The sequence below is a fragment of the Psychrobacter sp. AT9 genome, from assembly GCF_047272965.1.
Classification (GTDB): domain Bacteria; phylum Pseudomonadota; class Gammaproteobacteria; order Pseudomonadales; family Moraxellaceae; genus Psychrobacter; species Psychrobacter glaciei.
Window position 1 is genome coordinate 856454 of the sequence record NZ_JBKOTW010000001.1, and the last position, 23567, is coordinate 880020.

General features: G+C 44.3%; 17 protein-coding genes and 3 pseudogenes. 14 read left to right on the forward strand and 6 right to left on the reverse strand.

Annotation, left to right across the window (positions count from 1 at the left end; translation table 11 throughout):
* Positions 1–563 precede the first annotated feature (563 nt).
* Positions 564–1451 (forward strand): energy transducer TonB, encoded by an 888-nt coding sequence (locus ACMFL8_RS03710; protein WP_010198926.1) that lies wholly within the window; start codon positions 564–566, stop codon positions 1449–1451.
* 77 nt (positions 1452–1528) lie between these two features.
* Complete coding sequence (locus ACMFL8_RS03715) at positions 1529–2404, forward strand: mechanosensitive ion channel family protein (protein WP_010198929.1); 876 nt, start codon at positions 1529–1531, stop codon at positions 2402–2404.
* 34 nt (positions 2405–2438) lie between these two features.
* On the opposite strand, the gene ybeY is transcribed toward ACMFL8_RS03715, so the two are convergent.
* Entirely contained in the window at positions 2439–3035 is a 597-nt protein-coding gene (gene ybeY, locus ACMFL8_RS03720; RefSeq protein ID WP_413190107.1) for an rRNA maturation RNase YbeY, read from the reverse strand.
* A 166-nt stretch (positions 3036–3201) separates the two neighbouring features.
* Positions 3202–4290, reverse strand: a complete 1089-nt coding sequence (locus ACMFL8_RS03725) for a PhoH family protein (protein WP_352310328.1) — start codon at positions 4288–4290, stop codon at positions 3202–3204.
* A 604-nt stretch (positions 4291–4894) separates the two neighbouring features.
* On the opposite strand from ACMFL8_RS03725, the gene ACMFL8_RS03730 reads away from it, so the two are divergent.
* The 5 genes from ACMFL8_RS03730 to ACMFL8_RS03750 all read left to right on the forward strand — a co-directional run bounded on the left by ACMFL8_RS03730 (position 4895) and on the right by ACMFL8_RS03750 (position 10141).
* Positions 4895–6205, forward strand: a complete 1311-nt coding sequence (locus ACMFL8_RS03730; protein ID WP_413190108.1) for an FAD-dependent monooxygenase — start codon at positions 4895–4897, stop codon at positions 6203–6205.
* Positions 6206–6278: 73 nt separating this feature from the next.
* Positions 6279–7547 (forward strand): FAD-dependent monooxygenase, encoded by a 1269-nt coding sequence (locus ACMFL8_RS03735; protein WP_413190109.1) that lies wholly within the window; start codon positions 6279–6281, stop codon positions 7545–7547.
* Positions 7548–7617: 70 nt separating this feature from the next.
* Entirely contained in the window at positions 7618–8808 is a 1191-nt protein-coding gene (locus ACMFL8_RS03740; protein ID WP_413190110.1) for a hypothetical protein, read from the forward strand.
* A 69-nt stretch (positions 8809–8877) separates the two neighbouring features.
* Positions 8878–9462, forward strand: coding sequence for an OmpA family protein (locus ACMFL8_RS03745; RefSeq protein ID WP_413190111.1), 585 nt, complete (start codon positions 8878–8880; stop codon positions 9460–9462).
* Between the two features lie 82 nt (positions 9463–9544).
* On the forward strand, positions 9545–10141 hold the full coding sequence (locus ACMFL8_RS03750; RefSeq protein ID WP_413190112.1) for an OmpA family protein: 597 nt from the start codon (positions 9545–9547) through the stop codon (positions 10139–10141).
* An 88-nt stretch (positions 10142–10229) separates the two neighbouring features.
* Here the strand turns inward: ACMFL8_RS03750 and ACMFL8_RS03755 are convergent, their stop codons facing one another.
* Complete coding sequence (locus ACMFL8_RS03755; protein WP_413190113.1) at positions 10230–11141, reverse strand: lysine exporter LysO family protein; 912 nt, start codon at positions 11139–11141, stop codon at positions 10230–10232.
* 283 nt (positions 11142–11424) lie between these two features.
* Between ACMFL8_RS03755 and ACMFL8_RS03760 the strand changes: the two are divergent.
* The 5 genes and pseudogenes from ACMFL8_RS03760 to ACMFL8_RS03780 all read left to right on the forward strand — a co-directional run.
* Positions 11425–13554 (forward strand): annotated as a pseudogene (locus ACMFL8_RS03760) (alpha/beta fold hydrolase); the annotation flags it as partial.
* 85 nt (positions 13555–13639) lie between these two features.
* Positions 13640–13813 (forward strand): annotated as a pseudogene (locus ACMFL8_RS03765) (pentapeptide repeat-containing protein); the annotation flags it as partial.
* Positions 13732–14331: pseudogene (locus tag ACMFL8_RS03770) on the forward strand (class I SAM-dependent methyltransferase family protein); the annotation flags it as partial. The pseudogenes ACMFL8_RS03765 and ACMFL8_RS03770, both read left to right, overlap by 82 nt.
* A complete protein-coding gene (locus ACMFL8_RS03775) occupies positions 14324–15529 on the forward strand; it encodes a patatin-like phospholipase family protein (RefSeq protein WP_413190114.1) in 1206 nt (401 codons plus the stop codon). The pseudogene ACMFL8_RS03770 and the gene ACMFL8_RS03775, both read left to right, overlap by 8 nt.
* 8 nt (positions 15530–15537) lie before the next feature.
* Entirely contained in the window at positions 15538–16362 is an 825-nt protein-coding gene (locus ACMFL8_RS03780; RefSeq protein WP_413190115.1) for an SDR family NAD(P)-dependent oxidoreductase, read from the forward strand.
* Between the two features lie 257 nt (positions 16363–16619).
* Here ACMFL8_RS03780 and ACMFL8_RS03785 read toward each other — a convergent pair whose 3' ends face one another.
* The 3 genes from ACMFL8_RS03785 to nadA all read right to left on the reverse strand — a co-directional run bounded on the left by ACMFL8_RS03785 (position 16620) and on the right by nadA (position 20625).
* Positions 16620–17513, reverse strand: a complete 894-nt coding sequence (locus ACMFL8_RS03785) for a phosphatidate cytidylyltransferase (protein WP_413190116.1) — start codon at positions 17511–17513, stop codon at positions 16620–16622.
* Positions 17514–17597: 84 nt separating this feature from the next.
* On the reverse strand, positions 17598–19484 hold the full coding sequence (gene nadB / locus ACMFL8_RS03790; RefSeq protein ID WP_413190117.1) for an L-aspartate oxidase: 1887 nt from the start codon (positions 19482–19484) through the stop codon (positions 17598–17600).
* A gap of 1 nt (position 19485) precedes the next feature.
* Positions 19486–20625: a quinolinate synthase NadA gene (gene nadA, locus ACMFL8_RS03795; RefSeq protein ID WP_413190118.1), complete on the reverse strand. Its 1140-nt coding sequence runs from the start codon at positions 20623–20625 to the stop codon at positions 19486–19488.
* Positions 20626–20949: 324 nt separating this feature from the next.
* On the opposite strand from nadA, the gene ACMFL8_RS03800 reads away from it, so the two are divergent.
* Complete coding sequence (locus ACMFL8_RS03800) at positions 20950–21984, forward strand: NUDIX hydrolase (protein ID WP_413190119.1); 1035 nt, start codon at positions 20950–20952, stop codon at positions 21982–21984.
* A gap of 346 nt (positions 21985–22330) precedes the next feature.
* On the forward strand, positions 22331–23191 hold the full coding sequence (gene nadC, locus ACMFL8_RS03805) for a carboxylating nicotinate-nucleotide diphosphorylase (protein WP_413190120.1): 861 nt from the start codon (positions 22331–22333) through the stop codon (positions 23189–23191).
* Positions 23192–23567 lie beyond the last annotated feature (376 nt).

A 23567-nucleotide genomic window follows, 5' to 3' on the forward strand; every position in this document is an offset into this window, starting at 1 on the left:
GCAGCAACATCAAAGGCGACGCAAAGAATCGTTTATGAAGTATGGATGGTCAATGATGGTTTTTTAGTTGTTAGGCATACTAATAGTAGTCAAAAACACGACGCCATGGAACTTGCTTGGTTACAGCATTTTTTACTAAGCTCGCCGAGTGCTAGGTACTGCCTTAGCAAACACAAATGAAAAAGTCATGCTTAATAGGGTAATACCTAATAGTTGATAATGTTGTCATTAGAAACAGTATATAACAAAACAGAAGCATGCAAAATGAACACATGCGTTTTGTCGGTATTCATTTGATAAGCATACTTAATATCAATGAACCAATCACATAATCTTGTGGGGTTATTTTTTCTATACGACTAGGGTGTGTTGATAACCTTAGTACCGCAAAATGATGCATAGGTGGCATAAGGTTGGTCAGCCACGGTTATGCTAGCGACATAATTATATGTCATGTTATGATAGCGCCAACATGTGCCACAGATAACGCGCCTTACTTTTATTCAGCATATTGTCTGCTGCCTTTATACTTATAAGCTTATATTCAGAAGCTGAGACCAATTGTGGCCTATATCAAAGACTCACAAAGCTACCACTTTTCAGCGCAAGCACCCAAGCGTGATATTAGTTTGCCTGTTGCTATTGCCATCGCGGTAGCCGTCCATGCGTTGATTATTTTTGGTATCAGCTTTTCTATGGGTAAAGATCCTGCAGCGATGATGCAAGACGTGGCTAAGGCGCTAGCCGATAATATGCAGCCAAATGAAGATGCCCATTTTATTGCCAATGCCTCTCAAGAGGGCGGTGGTACGGTACGTGAGCTTTTGAGGCAAGAGACCGATCAGAGCAGTCCATTGTCTGCTGAGCAAATGAGCGAAACCCAAGATGTGATCAGTTTGCAGCGTCAAGTTCGTCAGCAACGCTATCAAGAAAGCTATCTGCGTACCACGCTAAGCTGGCGGCAGGCTACGGTAGAGTCTGATAATGACAGTAAGCAAGTAAAAGATGATCTCATGGCACAAGAAGAGCGACTCCGTAAGCAAATTGCCACCCTAGAGGCGCAACTGTCTCAGCGTCAGCAGCTCTATGCAACCAAGTCGAAAGTAGTGACGGTCGATAGTAATTCAACGACGCGTGGTGCAGCCGCTGACTATATCAATACTTTTCGTGAACATGTCGAGCGCGTTGGTAATTTACAATATCCTGCTCAAGCACGTGCGCAAGGTATCACGGGTGAAGTTCGCCTCATGGTCATTATCAGTCATGATGGTAATATTAAAGCCATTCGCCTGCTTGAAAGCTCAGATTCTACGATATTGGACGAAGCTGCTAAGCAGTCAGTACGGCAAGCCGCGCCCTTTGGTAAGTTCACTAAAGACATGCATGATATAGTCGAGTTGCGTTTGATACGTACCTACCGTTATAGTGACAAAGTAGATGTGACTTATTAGGATAACAAGAATCAGTTCGAATCCCTAATAGTACATACCCAAATTCATAAAATACAGCGATAGAATAAAGAGTCATTATGGAATTTTTAGGTTTTACAATAGATGTGGCCACGCTAACAAGCACTGCAATAGAGTTAGTCATCAAAGTGGCTTTGGCAATACTCATATTTATCATCGGACGCTGGCTGGCCAAAAAGGCGGTCGCTTTCTCTAATCGTCTTATGATGCGTAGCCATCTAGACGAGACAGTCGCTGGCTTTTTGAGCCGTCTGTTGTATGGCGTGTTACTGGTCGTGATTACCTTGGCTGCGCTAAGCAAAGTTGGCGTGCAAACCACCTCGGTTGTCGCTATCTTGGGTGGTGCCGCCGTTGCCATTGGTCTGTCACTAAAGGATCAGCTGTCGAACTTTGCCGCTGGTATTATGATTGTGACTTTTCGCCCGTTTGTACGCGGTGACTATGTCCAGATCAGCAGTTATACCGGTACGGTGACTGAGATTAGCTTGGTTAATACCCATTTAACGACCATTAACAATCACGATATCATCATTCCTAATAGCGATATCACCACGTCAGCCGTTGTCAACTATACCGCGCTACCCAATCGCCGCGTCGATATTACGGTTGGTATTGGCTACGATGCCGATATAAAAACGGCCAAAGAGGTGATGCTAAGCCTCGCAAGAAACAATGCATTGGCGTTTACTGATCCTGAGCCTATCGTGCGAGTGACCAATTTGGGTGATAATTCAGTGGATTTAACCCTAAACGTTTGGACGACCAATGCTGACTGGTGGTCGATGCAATGCGAGCTACTAGAGCAGTTCAAACATGCGCTCGATGATGAAAAAATTGAGATTCCATTCCCGCAGCGCAGTGTCCATGTTAAAGGCTTAGATCATATGATTAATCAGATGGGGCAAGCGCAGAAACTGCCATTGGCTAAAGACTAGTCCATAACGCCCTAGTGAGTAAAGGCGCATATATTTAAATATAGGGATTTGGTAGGTTCAAGCCTGCCAAAATCTCAATCTCAAAGCTTTCCATCTCATCTTGCTCGGCTTGCCCAAGCTCATGATCAAACCCTAATAAGTGCAGTACACCATGTATCAATAGGTGACTAATATGCTGCGCGACGGTTTTGTCTTGCTCAGCGGCCTCACGTACCATGACCTCATGACAAATAATTAACTCACCCAGCGGTAGCGTTGGCATCAGCTCAATGATGGCAGCTGGCATATCGCTTGGGTAGGATAAAATGTTAGTCGCATAATCTTTGCCACGCGCTTCCAAATTCAATTCGCGTCCTTCTGTCTCATCCGTAATATATATATCGAGTGCTTTTGGCTTTTCTTGCCATTGCTCAGAGTCAATATCTGCAAAGTAGGGTAGAGTCATACCAGTGTTAATACGTTCATCGATATAATTCAGCGTTGCCATTATGACTGGTAACAGATTATCTGCACTATAAAAGCGATCAATCAAATTATCATCAATACTGTCAATCGCGCTGACATTGAGATCTGCGCTGGTCAGATTATTTGCACCTGTTTCAGTCATACTATTATCATTAGCTTGGTTCATTTTTCTATCCTTTAAGAAATAACACGCCCTAATAAAAAACCGAACTACTGTCTTTAGTAATCCGGTTTTCATTGTTTTGAAAGCTAATGTTTTGAAACGTAATGTTTTAAAGCTCAACGTTTTAAAGCTTAACGTTTCATTACGGCTACAATTTATCAGCCATAGCTTATAACTTAGCAGTCGCGTTGCTGATCGCTTGTCTACGTTCTTGCTCAGCTAAGCGTTCTTGTTTGCGCTTTTCTTCTAGGATCAACTGCTCAGTGTCAAACACTTCATAAGCTTCAACGATTTGTTGTACCAATTGATGGCGTACCACATCTTTTGAATCGAATTTAGTGATATGAATCTCTTCGATACCGCTTAAAATTTCGAGTGCTTGCGTCAGCCCTGACTTGGTACCGCGTGGCAAATCGACCTGAGTAATGTCACCAGTAATGACCGCACGTGAGCCAAAGCCTAAGCGTGTCAAAAACATTTTCATCTGCTCAGGTGTGGTGTTCTGTGCTTCATCCAAAATAACAAACGAATTGTTCAAAGTACGACCACGCATATAAGCAAGTGGCGCCACTTCAATGATTTGCTTTTCAATCATTTTGCCGACTTTTTCAAAGCCAAGCATCTCGTATAACGCATCGTATAACGGGCGTAAGTAGGGATCGATTTTTTGTGACAAGTCACCGGGTAAAAAGCCTAGCTTTTCGCCTGCTTCTACCGCAGGGCGCACCAATAAAATACGCTCTATCTCATTACGCTCTATCATATCGACCGCACAGGCAACAGCAAGATACGTCTTACCCGTACCCGCAGGCCCAATACCAAACGAGACATCAGAACTCAAAACGTTTTTCACATAACTTTGTTGATTGCCACCGCGCGGAATGATTTTACCTTTGCGCGTGCGCAAGCTGATTGGGGTAAACTCACTAGCGGTTTCTAAATTGTTCTCATTTTCTTCAGCAGTAGCTTGCTCATCTGCCTCGTTATCTTGATCGCGCGCGATGCTTGACTGAATAATGAGGTGCAGCTCTTCTGCGCTAATATCTTTTGAGTTTTGAGCTTCATCGACCATTTTATAAATGATACGTTCGCCACGCTCAACGCCAGTGATATCACCACTCAGGCAAAAGTCCCCTTGGCGTTGGCTGATTTTGATATCGAGGCGTTCTTGGATATATTTCATGTGGTTGTTGTATTCACCAAGCACGGTTTTGAGCTGTGCTGGGGTCAATGATTCGAACTTTATGCGGCGGCTCATGGAATCAGTCAATCGATTATCCTTATATTGGTAGCCCGATGCTATTGCTATTTATTGATAGAAGCATGGGTGTAATAGATAAAATAGTCAGTAATACTTTTAGAGAGTAGAGACAACAATGACGGTAAAATTATTATGTAATTTATCGATAATAACAAGTGAATGGCCTTCCTTTATTATGGTAGATAGATTTTAAAATTCAAGCCATAGATGGCATGGACAGCCTTGTTTTTGTATGGCGATTGCAACCGCTGTACCAAGATTTTGCAAGCACTGCCGTTTAAGCTGAGTAACTTTGTGCCTCAAGTAAGCTGGCGCTGTTATTTTAGATAGTCGATGCTTTTTGTACACGCTGTCTGTACCGTCAAGAGCACTGAATGACGGACAATTTGTGGTAATCTATCAGCCATATCATCGCTATTTACATCGCTGTCTAAATAGCAAACTTAATACTGAGCTTCAGCTCTTAATAGAACGATGGCGTTTGTATATAGAATCATATAACTTCTATAATAATAAAATTTTTGAGAGTTTATCAATAACTCGTTTTTGCTGATGACGGATAGCCAGCCAGCATACCAAACAGATCACAATAGGAATAATCATGATGCAAAATACGGATTCAAATTTATCGAATGCTAAAAACAAATTTGGCAATTCAAGGACTGTCACTGACCAGCACGTTCTTATCGTTGGCGGTGGGCACGTGGGTTTGTCTTTTGCGTTGCTACTAGCGCATCATGGTATCGCCAGTACTTTGCTCGAAAAGATGGGCTATCCAACCATTAGTCCAAATGATGACAGTAATCGAAGCCATTATTTAGACAGTCGTAATACGGCACTATCACGGCGTACGGTACAAATTTACCAAGAGATAGATCTATGGGATGAGCTGCAAAGTCATGCTTGTCGCATTGATGCAGTTCAAATCAGTGAGCAAGGGAGTTTTGGACGCGCGCAGCTGAATAAAGACGAAGAAAAAGTAGAGTCATTTGGTCAAGTCATGGAAAATGCTTGGCTGGGACGTAAGCTATTGCTTGCCGCTCAGCAAGAGCCGCTCATTGCCTTAATTGATCATGCGAATGTCACGGCAGTTGCGCAGAAAAACGACATGGTGACGTTGAGCTTTAGCTACTATGGTAAAGAGGAACATGAGCAGCAGTTGCAAGCCAGCGTCTTGGTCGCTTGTGATGGTCGCGACTCTACGGTGCGTCAGCTATTAGGTATCGGCACGACGACTTATGATTATCAGCAAACCGCTATCGTCGGCGTGGTAGAGACTGACAAACCACACGAGCATGTGGCGATTGAGCGTTTTAGCCCAGCAGGGCCACTGGCGGTATTGCCATTGACAGATCCAGATGGCGATGGCAATGATGAGTATCAAATAGGTTATAGACGTTCGGTCGTTTGGGTATGTCCAACAGGTGAAGAAACCAAGTATCTAGAGGATGACGCACACTTTTTACAGACCCTACAGCAAGCCTTTGGTGAGCGCGCTGGCACGTTTGTCACGGCTGGTCGTCGCGGTGCTTATCCATTAATGCGTGTATTAGCAGACAAACAAGTCGATGGTCGCTGTGTGGTTATGGGCAATGCGGCGCATACCTTACATCCTGTCGCTGGTCAGGGATTTAATCTCTGTATGCGTGATGCTCATGTGCTGGCGCAGATGATGAGTACGCAAGTGCTAAAAGGTGAAGATATCGGCGATATGCAACTGTTAAAACGCTATGAAAAGGCACGTCAAACCGATCAAAAACGCGTCATTCGCTTCTGTGATGCCGTGGTACATGGCTTTACGCATCCTAACCCCGCCATTAAGCTAGCACGGAATGTGGCTTTGGTTGCTTTTGATAAACTGCCAAATATTAAGCCACTAATCGCCAATTATGCGATGGGACTAAAGTCGTAGTTTGTCACATTACGTTATATCAATGGTCTATACCAATGTTCTATACGATGGCACTTAAATGTAGGAATAACTTATGAAAAATAATCATACGCTGATTATCGGTAGCGGTATTGTTGGGGCGACATTGGCGTTAAAACTGGCGCAAGCAAAAATGCCCGTGACGTTGATTGATGCACGTCCTGAACGTTATGAATCAGAGTGGCAAGACATATTGAAGCAACGCGACGCTCGCGTTTATGCACTGAGCGTGGCCAGTATTAACTTGCTCGACGATGTCGGCGCGTGGCAAAAAATTGCTGCCTCTGAGCGTAAAGCGGACTACTCACAAATGCAGGTATGGCAACTCAACGGCATGGGTGAGCTATTATTTGGCGACAGTGCTGATAATCATTCTAATACTACGCTACCGCAAATGCTTGGCAGCATGGTTGAGCCAGCCGTCATTGAACATGCGTTATGGCAGCGTTTATCTGAGGATGATGTCAGTGACTATCTAACCGTTATCGCCGGACATAAAGTTATCAATATGGATTGGCTGGGTGCACAACAAGGCTACCGTGTGACTTTAGACGATCATACTAATATCGATGCAACGCTGCTGGTCGGTGCTGATGGTCGCGGCTCATTTATGCGCCAGCAAGCAGCCATTGGGCTAGATACACTCGATTATAATCAAACTGCTATTTGCTGTGCCATTCACACCGAAAAACCGCATCAAGCAACCGCGCGTCAGGCGATGCTGCCCACAGGTACGCTGGCGTTATTGCCATTAGCAGATATTACTGATGAAGACAAAGCCAATCCACAGCACTGGCAGTCGATTGTATGGACGTTGCCGGGCAATCAAGCATTGGCATTGATAGAGGAAGATGACCGAGTTATCGCCGATAAACTGGCTGCTGCCTGTCATTATGAGTTAGGCGCTATCAGTCAGATTGAATCAATCGCTAGTTTTCCATTGACTGCGCAACAGGCGAAAAGCTACGTCGCGGACAATTTAGTCTTGATCGGTGATGCCGCACATGGCGTGCATCCGCTGGCGGGTCAAGGTCTTAATCTGGGCATGCTCGATGTGCAGACTTTAAGCGAGCAATTGTCACACGACTTTGCCCGTAGTGGTGGAACCAGTTGGGGCAGCAACCAAACGTTGCGTAGCTACGAGCGTTTGCGTCGTCCACATAATAGCCTGATGATGCATAGCTTTTCCGCGCTTAATTGGCTATTTGCAGGGTCGCTTGCACAGATGCGTCCTATTCAACAAATCCGCAGCGAAGGTATGTATCGAGTTGGCAAAATTAAGCCATTGATGAGACTGTTTGCTAAGCAGGCGAGTGGGGTTTAAGGTTTTGACTTAGAGATATTGAGCACTTACCCATTATCTATCTTAAATGACTTATCCAAAGGCAAACCCCATGCTTATCCCAAAATACTGGGCGCAATACAAACAGCGCTTTGAATCGCTAGAGACGTCTAGTAAATCCTCCAAGCAAGCCACTATTAAACGTTATGGTTGGTCAGATGTCAGTCAAGCAGAAGCGCTAAGCCATGCTAAATCTCGCGTGAGTGAGGCGCATAACTGCTGGCTGGCAGGTGAAGATATCTTACGTCGTGAGCGCAGGGAAGAATATAACGCAAGCAACGGTATTCCCATTCGTGAAGAGATTATTTCTGAGCATGATTTTCCAGAAAATGAATTATCCAATAATAGTGCAGCAGTGACGAAGCTTATCGTTACGCGTAATAGTTACGGCGCCCAAGTCGCTAACGTCGATAACATCGCAATCATTGATGTCGATAATAAAGATCTACTAGGTCATTTATATCCCGAACATTACAGCTCTAATGGTTTTATGCCTGCTATACCCACTTATCAAAGTAAACCATCAAGCAAATTAAAAATTTGGGTTTTTATCCTTGTGTTTATTCTTATCGCCAGTGTCATCGCTTGGCTAGGATTATCTTGGTTGTGGCTATTGGCAGTTATGTTTGGCGTGACTGCTTATCTATGGCAACAGGCCAGCCAAAGAGACAAAGCCCGCGCACAAAAATATACCGATGATATCGCCTCATTACTGCCTTACATGACGGATTTAATCAAAAAACGTGTTGTCAATCATCCTACCGAACGCTTTCGTTTATATCAAACGCCAGCAGGATTTCGCATTATTGCCACACACGATACTATCGCGCCAAGTGATGAGTTGGTCGCGGAGTGGTTTGAGTATTTCCATGCGGATGCCAATTATGTGCGTCTGAGTCAAATACAGCAGTGCTTTCGAGCGCGGCTCACTGCTAAGCCGTGGCGTATGAGTGAGGTTGAAAACAATAAGTTGGCTAAAGATATCCCTGCTAAGGACTTTTGGTTTGGCTCTAATAATATCGATGTAGATAGTAGCATTGAGCAACGTCAAGATGAGTTAAAAGCGCGTAAACAGTGGATTGTTGACTATGATCGTTTTGCCCAAGGCTATCGTGCTTGTCATTATGTTGAGAGTTTTGCTGGCAGGGAAGCCAGTCATCAATTAGAGTCTGTAGCGATAAAGGCTTTTGTCGATTGGCATGATAGAGCTTGTCGAGTGGATAAAGCGTTACCGATGGCTTGATTATTAAATTTAAGATATTATCGGAATAATGTTTGTTCATTATCAGTAAAGTCTGTGAGGCCGTTAGTTATGATTATGAGAATACCAGTGTACTTAGCGATAGCAACTACTGTCTTAATAGGCTGTCAAACCACTACAACTGTGTCGTCTAAAGTTATGACTCAATATGAAAACATTAGAACGATGCCAGCAGATAGCGATTTAGATGGCGATGGTGTGCTTGATGCCATAGATGAATGCCCAGGTACACCTTTTAACGTGGTGATAGATGAAAGGGGTTGTCCGGATTCCTTACTTCCTGATGAAAATAGCTTTAAAATGGAAGCTAGAGCCTATTATGATGAAAATAGCAGTGAGATAAAAAGTGAGTATTATGAACAGCTAGATAACGCAGGCAAAAAAATGCAAGATCATTTGGACGCTGTTATGCATATCGAAGGGCATATATCCAAACGTGAAGACAATAATGCCAATCAAACACTATCAATATACCGTGTGGAAGGAATTAAAAATTATATGACCATGACATATAATATTGATCCTGATCGTATTAAAACTTTTTACTATGGGTCAGAACGTCCAATTGCGCCAAATGATATCGAAAACAGTTGGCTCAACCAGCGTATTTATGCGCTTATTAGCAATGTTGAGTAATATATTGAGCGTTTGAATAATCGAGAAAGCTGTGAAGTGTTTTGAGTTTAGTATTTTCTGTGAACTTTAAGGGATGTAAGCAATGAAACTCTATAGCGCATGTTTATTAACCGCATCGATAAGCTTAGTAGGTTGCCAAACTACTGAGGTTGTACCGCCTGAAACTGTGCCTTATTCTGAAAATATCAGGACAATGCAAGCAGAGACTCCTGATTCAGATAGCGATGGGGTGCTAGATAATACAGACGAATGCTCAGACACACCAAATAATGTAGTGGTTGATAAAGTAGGTTGCCCTTTATCTGTATCAACAGATGTTGGTCATGGTATCGGAGGCCAAGTTTCTTTTCCTATGAACAGTAGTCAGCCTTATGCAGAAGATATAGATAGCCTTAAAGTTTTTGCAAATATTAACGATAAATGTTTAATTGGATTAGACGGTAATATTAGTAAATATGAAAATATTGAAAGTAATAAGACACTAGCAAGAGACCGCGCCGAGTATATTGCGAGTTATCTTATTCTAAATTATCAAATTGATCCTAGACAAATCAAGACAGCTTACTACGGTGATGAGAGATCAAAAGCGCCTAGCGATAGCTATGAAGATAGTAAGGTAAATCAAAGAGTAGATACGACTATGTGGTTTGATGACAATTGTAAGAACAAGATTGATTGAGCTAAGGTGAAAGTCTTTTTATCTCTTAGACGTATAGTTAAAAATAGAAAAAAAGTTTTGTGAAGTAAAGCTTATCATTTTTTCGACATCATCCCAACGCCGAGAATACCACCATCAACACTGGCGAGACAATATTAATAATAAAGCCAAAGCTAATCGCTAAAGGCACGACTTTTAGACCGCCAGACTGCTGAATAATGGGTAAGGTAAAGTCCAAGCTCGTCGCACCGCCAAGTCCTACTGCCGCTGACGGATATTTACGCATAAACACAGGGATAAATATCAGCGCAAAAAATTCACGTACCAAGTCATTGAACAGCGCGACACTGCCCCACACAGCACCGTAAGCATCGGTCATGACGATTGCAGATAGCGAGTACCAACCAAACCCTGATGCCAATGCCAAGCCTTTTGTCCACGATACCTCACTGAACATCAGCGCAAATAGTAAGCCACCAACCAATACCGCTAGCGTAAAGATGACACTCATCTCAACGCCGCGCTTATTCAGCAGCACTTCTTTTAGAGTAATACCCGAGCCTTTTAAACCAATACCGACCAGCAAAATTAATATCATTAACATCACCGTCATGGTGTTTTCGGGTGGCATATAATTGTCTGGCAGGAAGTATCCAATCACCATACCAATTACCACACAAATCACTTGTGCCAAGCTACCACGGATGCTGACGCGATGCTCTTTAGATTTTACGCTGGGTTTTTTGGCATGCCATGGACGCAAATGATCGAACAACATCAGGGAAAATAAGCCCGTACCAATCGTCAATATCGATAATATAGTCACATACAGCGCAATCTCGCCTATCTGACTGCCAAGCCCTTCCACTTGCGACAGCTCAATACCAATCAGCGCTAAGATGATAAACACCAAATAAGACAAGCCTTTATCCGCAAGCTTGGTCATTTTAGGATTAGAAGGAATGGCAAAACCAATAAACATTGGCATTAATACCAGAACAAGGGTAATCAGGCTTTGCATGGTGGCAGGCTCGTAGCATTTTTGAAGGTGTTTTTGAGAAGGTATTTCTAAGAAGCTGAGGATTGTAGCATATCAAGCTATTAATACTGACATGAGCGACTAAGATTCCTTGTGAAAACTGACTGTTTAACCATTAAATGTTGGCTTATAAGGAAAGCGCCTTTGTAGCGAGATGGTAGGATAGGGTTTTATGCATGATAATCCGGCTAACAGCCATACTTAAGTATTTACCTAATCAACTTTTGTTGCTACATTAAAGGACTGAATATATTTGGCTCGCCTTATGTCGCTCTATCAGCTCAAATCTCAGTTTCAAGATCAATTGCGCCCAATTAGCGATGCATTGGTCGAGCAAAAGGTTACCGCTAACCAAGTGACGGTATCAGCCATCTTATTGAGCCTTGGTACGGCTTATGTGATTGCCAAGCCTGCAACTGAGAAGCAGGAATTATGGCTTTTATTGCCTTCATCATTGTTTGTACGCATGGCGCTCAATGCTATCGATGGCATGATGGCGCGCGAGCACGGGCAAGCATCAATGCTTGGTGAAGTGCTCAATGAAGTGGGTGATATCGTGGCTGATACGGCGCTTATCGCAAGTCTTGCTCCGCATGTTGCTAATGGTAATTTGCAAGCGTCGGCAATCAATTTGCCAAACAATATATCAATCCATCAGCAACATATTGTCGGTCTAATCGTGCTTAGTATCGGCACCGAGTTACTAGGTATCGCCAGTAATAGGATGTTAGACATTAGAGCGAATCAAGGGCCTTTGGGCAAAAGTGATCGTGCTTTTGTGCTCGGTGTGCTTGGCACTTTTATGGCAAGTAAAGTACCGCCCGCGTTATTTCATATCAGAGTAGGGCAATTATTTATACTCACAGAGGCGCTGCTACTAAAAACTTGTCTCAATCGACTGCGTTATATGGCAGACTTATATTTGATGCGTAAACCACCTGTGCTGCGCTCAGACAGTCTTGAGTCAATACCAGACGCATCGTATCAATCTATTTCATCTATCGATTGCCAAGCGATTATTGATCAACCTGATACGCTATCTCCCAATACCTTGTCATCAAATTCTCCTTTATCGAACTCTCCTTTATCAAACTCTGCTGCTAAAACGTCCCTTTTGGAGTCCCAGACAATGCCCGCTATTTCTAAAAATTCCCAGTCTACCAATGCCAAAGCTGCCCCAAAGAAGGTTAGCGATGACCTTCATCTATCATCGTCCGAAGTTGTTAGCGGTGAAAGTTGCTACAACGCGTATGATGGCACGGCAATCTATTATCGCTATTGGTTGACGATGCCTTTAGAGAATATCAAACAAGCCGGTCAGCAACACACACAACAGCGCCAAGTCATTCTGTTGCATCGTGGTCACGAGCATTCAGGACGCTTAGCAGAACTTGGGGAACAATTTGCAAAAGCTGGCTATCAAGTATTTGCTTGGGATGCGCGTGGTAATGGGCGCTCAGGTGGTATCAAGGATCATGCCGAAAGCGTCACCGAGCTGGAGCGCGATTTAGACGGTTTTGTGCAATTGGTTATCGGGCAAACGGGCATTGCTATTACCGATACGTTAATCGTCGCCAGTAGTATCGGCGCGGTACTCGCAGCAGCATGGGTACATGATTACGCGCCAAATATTCGCGGAATGATATTGGGTACGCCAGCGTTGAGTATTCGCTTGTACATGCCATTTGCCATACCATCGCTAAAGGTAGCTCGCGCGCTTGGACTGATGTCACGCGTGAGCAGCTACGTCAAGGCGCAAGTCTTAACCCATGATAAAGACGCGCAGCAAGCTTATAATGCCGATCCGCTCATCTCAAACAGTATCTCGACCGACTTGCTCATCGATACGCATGCAACCGGTCAACGCTTGCTCGATGATGCGGGTGCTATCACCGTGCCAACCTTTATATTATGTGCCGGTAAGGATTATGTAGTCGATAAGCAGGCTGAACGCACGTTTTATGAAGCGATTAATACCACTGATAAACGCTGGCAGTTATATCCAGATAGCTATCATGCGATCTTTCATGAGACCAATAAGGCAGACGTCTTCGCGGATTGTATCGAGTTCGCTGAGCAGGTATTCAGTAAGAACGTCAAAGCGCCTGATTTAAGCGCCGCTCATCTTAATAGTGCCAGTAAAGATAAGGTTGACCGTTTAGCGATTAAACCCTTTAACCCAAGCTTTGCCATTACCCGATTTGCCATGCAAAAATTTGGTCATGTCAGCGACGCGATTGCCACAGGACTGGAGCATGGATTTGACTCGGGTCACTCGCTTGATCACGTCTATTACAATCAGCCGAGCGGTCAAAACAAATTTGGGCAAGCAATCGATAAGTTTTATTTAAGTAATATCGGCTGGCAAGGTATTCGTATTCGCCGTGAGCACATATTGGAGCTAGCACGTGAAGCTCTGGCAGATATAAAGTCTAGCAAGCAAAACCAAGCTAGTCAAAACCAAGCTAAGCAAAACCAAGCTAAGCAAAACCAAGCTAAGCAAAACCAAGCTAAGCAAAACCAAGCTAAGCAAAACCAAGCTAAGCAAAACCAAGCTAAGCAAAACCAAGCTAATCAAAACAGCACTGAGTCATTCCAGCCGAAACTACTCGATATCGCTAGTGGCCATGGCTTTTATGCCTTTGATTTATTGACAGAATTTACCAACTTGCACGCTGAGCTACGCGATTATGAGCAGCATAATATCCAAGCCTTACAGGCAAAGGCGGAGCAGTTAGAGATTGCTGATCGTGTCCTTACTTGTCAAAAAAATGCGTTTGACCCTGCCAGTTATTCTCATGTACAGAAGGGAGGCGGCGATGCTAAAGGTCTTGATGATAAAAAGTTCGATATCGCCATTGCCTCTGGCGTGTTTGAATTATTTTCTGACAATACACTACCCGAAACGGCATTGGCGGGTATTTATGACAGTTTAAAAGCGGATGGCTATTTAATTTATACCAATCAGCCGTGGCATCCTGAGCAAGAATTTATTAGTAAAACCTTAAACAATCATCGCGGTAGCAGTTGGGTGATGCGCTGTCGCTCACAAGCGGAAATGGATCAATTGGTTGAGAATGCTGGCTTTAAGAAAGTCGCCATGCGTATCGATCGCTTTGGTATCTTTACCGTGTCATTGGCAATTAAAGTCGCCTCAACCAATCATGAATAATACGCATGCCAAGCCTTATGAGCGCGTCCAGCTTTTTTCAGGGGGCGGCTCACGTTTCGCCTATTATTTGGGCAGTTATGCGGCGTTGGTTGCCCATGATTTGATGCCGGATATTATCGTCGGCACTTGCGGTGGCAGTCTGTCAGCTTATTTAGTCAATTTAGCGCCCGCCCCCAAAGATTTGCAGGAGCTGATGTGCAGCCGTGAGTTGTATCGTGTCATTACTGCAATCAGGCATATCGCGCCAGACGAAGCCAATAAGCGACTAAAAATACGTTATATGACTCAGGCGCTTAAACGCTGGCGCTTGTCACGGCAGCTGTCCAACCGCCAAAAACAGCAACAAGCAGATAACTACGAACGACTATTAGATGAGTTGCAGCAGTTGGCAATGTTTCGGATAGATAACGATGGGCAATGGCTCGATGAGTTGTCTCGTTTTTCTCCCAAGCAGAATAATAATTCTTTTAATACCGCCGCGCCAGAGATAGCCATTATTGCTAGCCGACTGTATCAAGCGCCCAATCAAGCACTTAATCAAACGCCTACTGCTGATAATTCTGTTTACGATGAGTTTAAACTACAAGAGTTGTTATTTGCGCCACCGCGTTTGGCAGTATCAGAGCATTTTGATGAAATGCTCAACTCACCGGCTCATACGTTTGCTGATGGGCGTATTCATCAGTCAGTAAATGTCGTAAAGCAGTGGGAATTTAATTCAGCGGTTCGCGCTTCCATGGCAGATATGTATTATCTACCGCCAACGCCTATAGACGATTTGGGGTGGTGCTTAGGCGGGGTGATTAATCTTACGCCCGTTGAGCTGGCGTGTCAGTTAGGACAGACTGTATTTGCAGAGACCAAGGCAGGTTATGATTCATGGCTGGCGGCACCAGCGATTCAGCGCGTTTTTGGTTTTGACCCCAATGAGCGTTTGGCACAAGTGCATGGTTATCAGCCAATGAAAACGTCATCACTTGTGAAGTCAGAAAGAAATAGCCATCAATTGCATTGGTTACCCTTTGCAGATAATGGTCAGCAGTTGGCAGGACAGCATGTACAAAAGCGTTTTAATATAAAGCAAATGACGGTTGAACTCATTCACAGTGACTATGACGGTTTTGTGCAGCAAATGCAGGCGCAATGGCAGTATGGCTATCAGCGTACGACTGACTATATACGGCAGCAGGGTCTATGAGCTCTAAAATGAAAAACATCACACAGTCTACTTCCACTCATAAGTCATCGCATATCATTGTCTTTGGCGGTACAAGCGGTCTTGGCTTGGCGTTAGCGCTGCATCATCATCAGCTTGGCTGGCAAGTGAGCGTGGTTGGTCATAGTATGGAGAAGATAGATAATATCAATAGTCAGTATCCTAATATTGTCACTTATTGCTGTGATTTGATGGATAGTGTGCAAACACAAAGTTTGTTAGAGAGCTTGTCAGATATCAGCTTTCAAAGAGTGATTTATAGTGCAGGCAGTTACACCAATGAGCGTGTCCATCGTCTCAATCAAGCGGACAGCGATAAAATGCTCGCGATTAACTTTCAAGCCTTTGAGCAGGTTTTTAGGTGGGCAAGCGAGCAGTTAAAGCGTCAAAGCTTGTCATTAGATTGCAAAGAAAATAGCAGACTAAGTCTGATTTGTATCGCGTCTATCGCCGGTACTATGGATTATCCTTACGCCAGTCTTTATGCCAAAAGCAAACGTGCCATGATTGCGGCTGCCAGCGCTTATCGACTTGCACTTGCACCTTATGATATCCAAGTGAATTGTATTGCCTCAGGCTATATTGATACCCAAGCGTTGCGTGATTTAAATGATGGTGATGCCAGTCATAAGCCCTTTATAATGACGACTCAAACAGCAATTGACCATATCATGCAAGCGATTGATGATGATATTGAGCTGGCAATCTTTCCACGCTCCATGCGCTATATTACTCGGGCGCTCAATCATTTACCTAAGCCGTTGCTTAATTGGATATTGCGCAGTAGATTGGATAAACCTACTGGATATAGTTAGTCCTAAATAAAAGAAAGACAACTATTATAACGTGCTCCTGGTATCAATTTTTCTTGCTTGCTTGCTTGCTTGCTGTGCCTACGCCGACAGAGGCTGCGAATAACTAATCCCAGTAGCACTGTATCTTTTAAAAGTAGATCGACTATAGTCATTCCACTATAAAAGTATTACAGCGTTAACCTCGCTTGAAGTATCACATATACATCTACACTCGGTTGCCTTGTACTACTTTTAAATTGAATCGACTATATAACAACTTAGCCGAGCAGCCAATAAAACAAGGTAAATAACGGTACGCCAATCAGCAAACTATCCACTCTATCTAATACACCGCCATGTCCAGCGAGCATAGTACCCGTGTCTTTTACCCCGTGCTGACGCTTAAAGGCGGACTCTAATAAATCTCCAGCAATACCACTGACCGCTAAGCCATAAGCGGCTAATAAGCAAATCCACCAACTAAAAGGCGTGAGCCAAATGCCTAATAGCGTTGCCAATAGCGCCGCGAGCATACTACCGAAAAGAGCACCTTCGATACTTTTATTAGGGCTAATGGTTGGGGCAAGACCACGCTTAAACAGCTTGTGACCAAGCAATCGTCCACATAAATACTGTGCAATATCATTAAATTGACTGGCAAATAACACAAAAAATAAAACGCCATACTGCTCGCGCTGCCAGATTAATTGTTGTAAGGCAATAAGGCTGACAATCAGGGTGATAAAAGCAAAACTAAAGAATAGGTCTAACAGATTTAAACGTGTGTAAGCTTGAGGAGAATGAGGAAGAGTTTGGCTAAAAGGCTGAGTATTCGCTTGTAAACCGCGCGCTTGGAGCTTGTGAATCAGCACAGCTTTGTTGCGCAGGCACCATAAGCGTTTGATCTCATAGCTACCACGCAAACCAATTAAGACGAAAAAGGCGATGAGTAGCCACTGGTAGGGGTAGGTAGGAGGCTGTGAGGGCTGGCTATTATCCGTTATCTTAGCGATAACATAACAAGCGCAAAGCGCCGCTAACATGAGCCACCACGAGCGTGCAATCAGATAAATTTTTGGCAGGCGCTTACGCAAGCGAGGTAGGGCCAGCAAGGCCCACGTCAAACTGACGACAATCATAAGTCCGATCACAAACAGCGTATCAGTAGCCATATTTTAAGCACTTTGGGGTCAATAAAGAACGGCAATTTATCGTTTTTCATGGCTAGAACAACAACCTTCAATCGCTGTTAAACGTTAGCAACTGTATGCTGTTCCAACTTCTGTGTCATCGATTATAGGCTGAACCAACCAATCAATGCCACCCTCTTTGTTACCTGTTTTGTCACCTTCTCTCAGCTTTGATAAGGGCGCAATCACACTGGTTCGAGGTGTGGTCGCCAAATGCGGATAATCTTGACGATAGTGACCACCGCGACTCTCATAACGCTGATAAGCCGACTGAATAATCAATGTCGCTAATTGTAATTGTCGTGCTAATTGAAAGTATGCCAAGCTGGCAAGGGTAGTTGTATCGCTCTTACTACTGATATTGGTTGAATGAGACTTGAGGCATCCAAGCTGCTGCTGCCAATTTTCTATTTGTAGCAATGCTTGTGCTAATTGCCCAGCGCTGCGAGTGATACCCATATGAGCAGTCATCAAAACTTTTAGTTTGGCGGTTATCCCAGCTATGTCAGCATCTATATTGACGTTATGATGAGTATTGCTTTTATAGTCAGTAGACGGTGGCAGAGTAATGGGCTGAGTATCTTTAAGCGTTGGCGGCGTCCAAATGCCAAGGGCTGATTGATTTCCTTTATTAAAATATGTCGCTTGACTGAGCTCGGTCACGTATTTTAAATAGCGCGGTAAGTCAGCAGCGATATTACGTCCAACCACCACACATTCCAATAAAGAGTTACTCGCCAAGCGATTAGCCCCATGCAAACCTGTATAGGCAACTTCGCCAGCGGCATAGAGACCTGCCACATCGGTCATACCATTGACAGATGTGACTACACCGCCGCAGCTATAATGAGCGGTAGGCGCGACCGGAATTGGGTCAGTAGTCATATCGATGCCCAGCTTTAATAACGTTTGATAAATTTGCGGGAAGTGCTCTCGTAAAAACTGTTCTGGCAGATGACTGACATCAAGGTTTACGTAGCCAAGTCCATTCGTACTAATCTGTTCAGCAATAGCACGAGCGACGATATCGCGTGGTGCCAGTTCTGCACGCTCGTCAATTTCCAACATAAAGCGCACACCGGTTTGTGGACAAGTCAGCCGCCCACCTTCACCGCGTAGGGCTTCAGATATGAGAAAGCTGCTGTCATCTAATGCCAAACCAGTCGGATGGAATTGAATGAATTCTAAGTTTGCTAAGCGGCAGCCTGCTTGCCATGCCATCATTACGCCATCACCGACACAGACGTTGGGCGCACTGGCACGCTTAAACAATTGACCCAAGCCACCACTAGCCAGTACGACTGCGCGACTATAAAAAGTCAGTTGTCGTTGACTACTATGATCAAAAACTTGCGCCCCTTGGCACTGATTATCACTGCTTGTTAAAAGGCTCAGCGCTTCATAATAAGGCAAAATAGTGATATTGGCAGCAGATTGAGCCTTTATGGTCAAGGCTTCCATAATATGTCGACCAGTCGCATCATCCGCATGCGCGACCCGCCTGCAACCATGTCCGCCTTCTTTGGTTAAGTGTAAGTTAGCAGTCTGTAGTTCAGTCTGTAGCTCGGTGAAAGGTTTTGCATTATCATCTTGCTGTATCTGGGTAAAAGGCACACCTTGCGCACATAACCATTGCACAGCCTGCTGTCCGGCACTTAAAATGCTACTGGTATTGTCAGCTTCGCATAAGCCTGCGCCCGCAATTAGCGTATCAGCGATATGGTCAGCGACAGAGTCATCCTTATCTAGGCTGGCAGCAATACCACCTTGGGCATAATGGCTTGAACAAACTTCCAAGTCGGCTTTGCTCAATACGGTAATATTCAGCGATGTTGGTAACGCTAGAGCCGTGCTTAGCCCTGCCAATCCGGCACCGATGATAAGGACATCGGTTTGTACCGCCCCATCAAAATTATCAGCATTTAGTGCTTCCGCTGTAGACACCGCATTCATATTAGGCTGCTCCGACATTGGCGAACAGCTCGCGGTCTTTAACAATATCGCCACTGGCTGCCACTCGTTGTTTTTGTGATTCAGCAAAATCAAGCATGCGTTGCAAGGGCTTTTTAGCCGCGACTGCCAGATCAGGCGTCATCAAAACTTCGCCACTGCGCTGCGTCAAGCATTGTTCAATACCTTTGAGACCATTCATCGCCATCCATGGACAAAAGGCACAGCTCTTACAGCTTGCGCTTTCACCAGCAGAAGGCGCTGCTAAGAAACGCTTATTTGGCGAGCGCTTTTGCATTTCATGCAAGATACCTAAGTCGGTGGCGACGATAAAGGTATCGGCATCCATCTCATAAGTCGATTGCAACAATTTGCTAGTAGAGCCGACCACATCGGCGAGTGCCACCACGCTATCAGGCGATTCAGGATGCACCAATACTTTAGCGTTTGGATGCTCCTCTTTTAATTGCATCAGCTCGGTCGCTTTAAATTCATTATGTACGAGGCACGATCCTTGCCAAAGCAGCATATCTGCACCAGTCTCTTTAGCGATATATTTACCTAAATGGCGATCAGGGCCCCAAATAATTTTTTCACCATTATTATGCAAATGGCGAATGATATCGATGCCAACGGATGACGTCACCACCCAGTCAGCACGGGCTTTGACGGCGGCGCTAGTATTGGCATAAACCACGACGGTACGCTCAGGATGGGCATCACAAAATGCGGAAAACTCGTCAGCAGGGCAGCCCAAATCAAGCGAACACTCAGCTTCTAGGTCTGGCATCAGTACCGTTTTTTCCATACTTAAAATTTTCGCCGACTCGCCCATAAAGCGGACACCTGCGACCACCAATGTCTGTGCACTGTGTGCTTGCCCAAAGCGTGCCATTTCTAGCGAATCGCCCACGCAGCCACCAGTCGCTAATGCCAAATCCTGAATAAAGGGATCGACATAATAATGGGCGACCAATACCGCATTATGCTCTTTTAATAGCTTCTTGATGTTTTCTTCAACCACGATGCGTTCAGCGCGCGGCAAGTCTGCTGGCATTTTAGCTTTGGCATATTCGATGTTAATTTGAGTGGCGATGCGATTGTCCGTACTCATGATAGGTGCGTCGTAAGGATAAGTTTTCATAAAGGCAAACCTTTTATACAGTAGCGACAAGTAATATGCCGCTAAAAATAAGTCAATTGAATATTGCTAATGAATAAGATGTTTTAATTATGCTCATTTTGAGCATAAATACAAGTGTTTTTTTATAACTGCCTCGATGAAAGTACTTATTTTTTAACTCATTAGACCGTAAAGTCGTTGAATAAACCGCAGTTTTAGTTTTGTAGAATTACAACCGCAGGCTATGATAGTCTGGGATTCACGTTATACTGATCTACAGTATCAAAGCCGCATTTTATGAACTTATTATTCAATGACTACATTTAAAGGATTGTCGCCAAAACTATGACTTTGTCTTATTCACATGCGCATCAACAGGGAAGTGGCACCACTGAAGTGGTCGCGGTGCTAGTCGCCATTACTGACCACACAGCCCGTGTATTAACAGTGGATCAAGGCAAGCTGCTGCCCAATGGTCCTTTGATGCCGTTGCATCGCTCTTTGCAAGCAGGCGTGCGTCAATGGGTGGAGGAGCAGACGCAACAGCCGCTTGGTTATCTAGAGCAGTTATATACCTTTGTTGATACCAATAGACGTAATATCGATGGTCATGCGCTGGTTTATGTGAGCTATTTGGGTTTGGTGCAAGAGACGCAGATGCAAGAGCTACAAAGCGAGGCACTGTGGCGAGATTGGTATGATTATTTCCCGTGGGAAAATCACTTAGATGGTATGCCCAGTATCATCACAGATTTTATCGTGCCTGTACTATTGGAATGGGCAAATACTGCCGAAGACTTGATTGTGCAACAGCGTCGACGCCAACGTATTGGGTTGTGTTGGGGACTGAGTGAAGCGTTTTTAGCAGGTGGCGAACTGACAGACACAGAATTGGTTGGCGACCATGCTCATGAGAATAGGGAGTGGATCGCAGAGCACGTACTGCTCCGCTATGAGATGCTGTATGAAGGGGGGCTGATACCCGAAGCGCCCAATTATCCACCAACTTATCAAGCCGTCATCTTGCCAGACGATTGGTCACAACGTATAGGCGTCCCGATGTATTACGATCATCGACGCGTGATTGCGACGGCTATTTCGAGGCTGCGTGCTAAGATTGAATACAGACCGCTTATTTTTGGTTTGATGCCAGATGTTTTTACTTTGTCACAGTTGCAACAAAGCGTCGAGGCATTATCAGGGGTGCGTCTGCATAAGCAGAATTTTCGCCGTTTGCTTGATTCACAAAACTTAGTAATGGAGACAGGAGAGAGTAGTAGCGCTCAGCGCGGTCGACCTGCCAAGCTCTATCGCTTTCGCCACGATATTGAGCTACAAAGCTTACTGATGGACAGCAAATTGCCCAAACGAAATAAATAGTTGTCAGATTATTCCTACGATATTTCTGTCATATGCTGTGTTTATAAACGTTGACTAGGGCGTGTCCTCATTTTGAAAATGGTGATAAAAATGAGATAAATTGCAGCCAAACAAGAAAAATAGCACAGATAATATCATGATATTGACCAGCTATTTGACGCAGTTTGGCAAGATTTAGCCATTTTTAGCCCATTTAGGCGCTTTCGTTCAGATTGAGGGCACGCCCTAAACACATAAAATACCGACCTATCCTTGCGGGAAAGCTAACTTTGCGCTATATTTATGCTCATTTTGAGTTTAAATCAATCGAATTTATATTCATAGCATACTTATATAAGGGTTAAAGATGACAGTTGAACGAGAGCCAGCATTGGATGAAGTATTGCTTAAGCCCTTGGTTGAGGCTGCCCTCACCGAAGACTTGGGTCGACGTGGAGATGTGACTTCGCAAGCCACCATTCCCGCCGATATGCAGGCGCAGCTCCAGATTAAGGCGCGCCAAGCAGGCGTGATCTGTGGTATGGATTTGGCGCGTCTGTCTTTTGCTTTGGTTGATGCGCAGATAGAGTTTATCGCTCAGGTCATCGATGGTGAGAAGGTTGATGCAGATACAGTATTGGCTATCGTACGCGGTAATGCACGTCATCTATTAACGGCAGAGCGTACGGCATTGAATTTCATGACGCATTTGAGTGGTATTGCGACGGCGACACAGCAGATTGTCGATACTGTGGCGGATTATCCCGCGCAAATTACCTGTACGCGCAAGACCATTCCCGGTTTACGTATCGTGCAAAAATACGCGGTGCGCTGCGGCGGTGGTCGCAACCATCGTTTGGGTTTAGATGATGCGATTTTAATCAAAGACAATCATATTGCTATTGCAGGCGATATTAAGACAGCTATCAAGCAAGCACAAAATTTCGCGGGTCATCTCATTCCGATTGAAGTAGAAGTCGATACGCTAGCGCAATTAGAGCAAGCTTTAGACGCTGGTGTGAGCTTGGTACTATTAGACAACATGTCACCTGAAATATTGTTGCAAGCAGTGGCCATGTGTAAAGGTCGCGCCAAGACAGAAGCCTCTGGTGGTATCACCCCTGAGACTGTGCAAGCGGTCGCAAAAACGGGCGTTGATTTCATTGCGATGGGTTATTTAACGCATAGCACCACTGCTCTAGATATTGGTCTTGATTTTAGTGCGTAACGTTTGGCTTTATATAGTCAGTTCAATATAAAAAAGAGACAGTGTGACTGATATAAATTTTTTGTCGCCTCTGTCTGCGTAGGCACAGCAAGCAATAAAAATTTTTACCAGTCACGCATTATAATGTCGTGTATCTATTTTATTTAGTATCGACTATAACGGTGTAACGAGCCGTTTCTATTGGCGACTATTGATACGATTATTTATCCGTTAAAAGTTGCTGAGCGACCCATGGCAGTCAGCTATTGCCGCTAATGCGCTTATATCAGAATGTTAAGCAAAGTTAATGATTTTATTAGCTTATCTGCCTATGCTACAATGTTACTGCTAACCGCCTATTGGTCATCGTTGCACTCGCACGATGGCCTTATCTTTT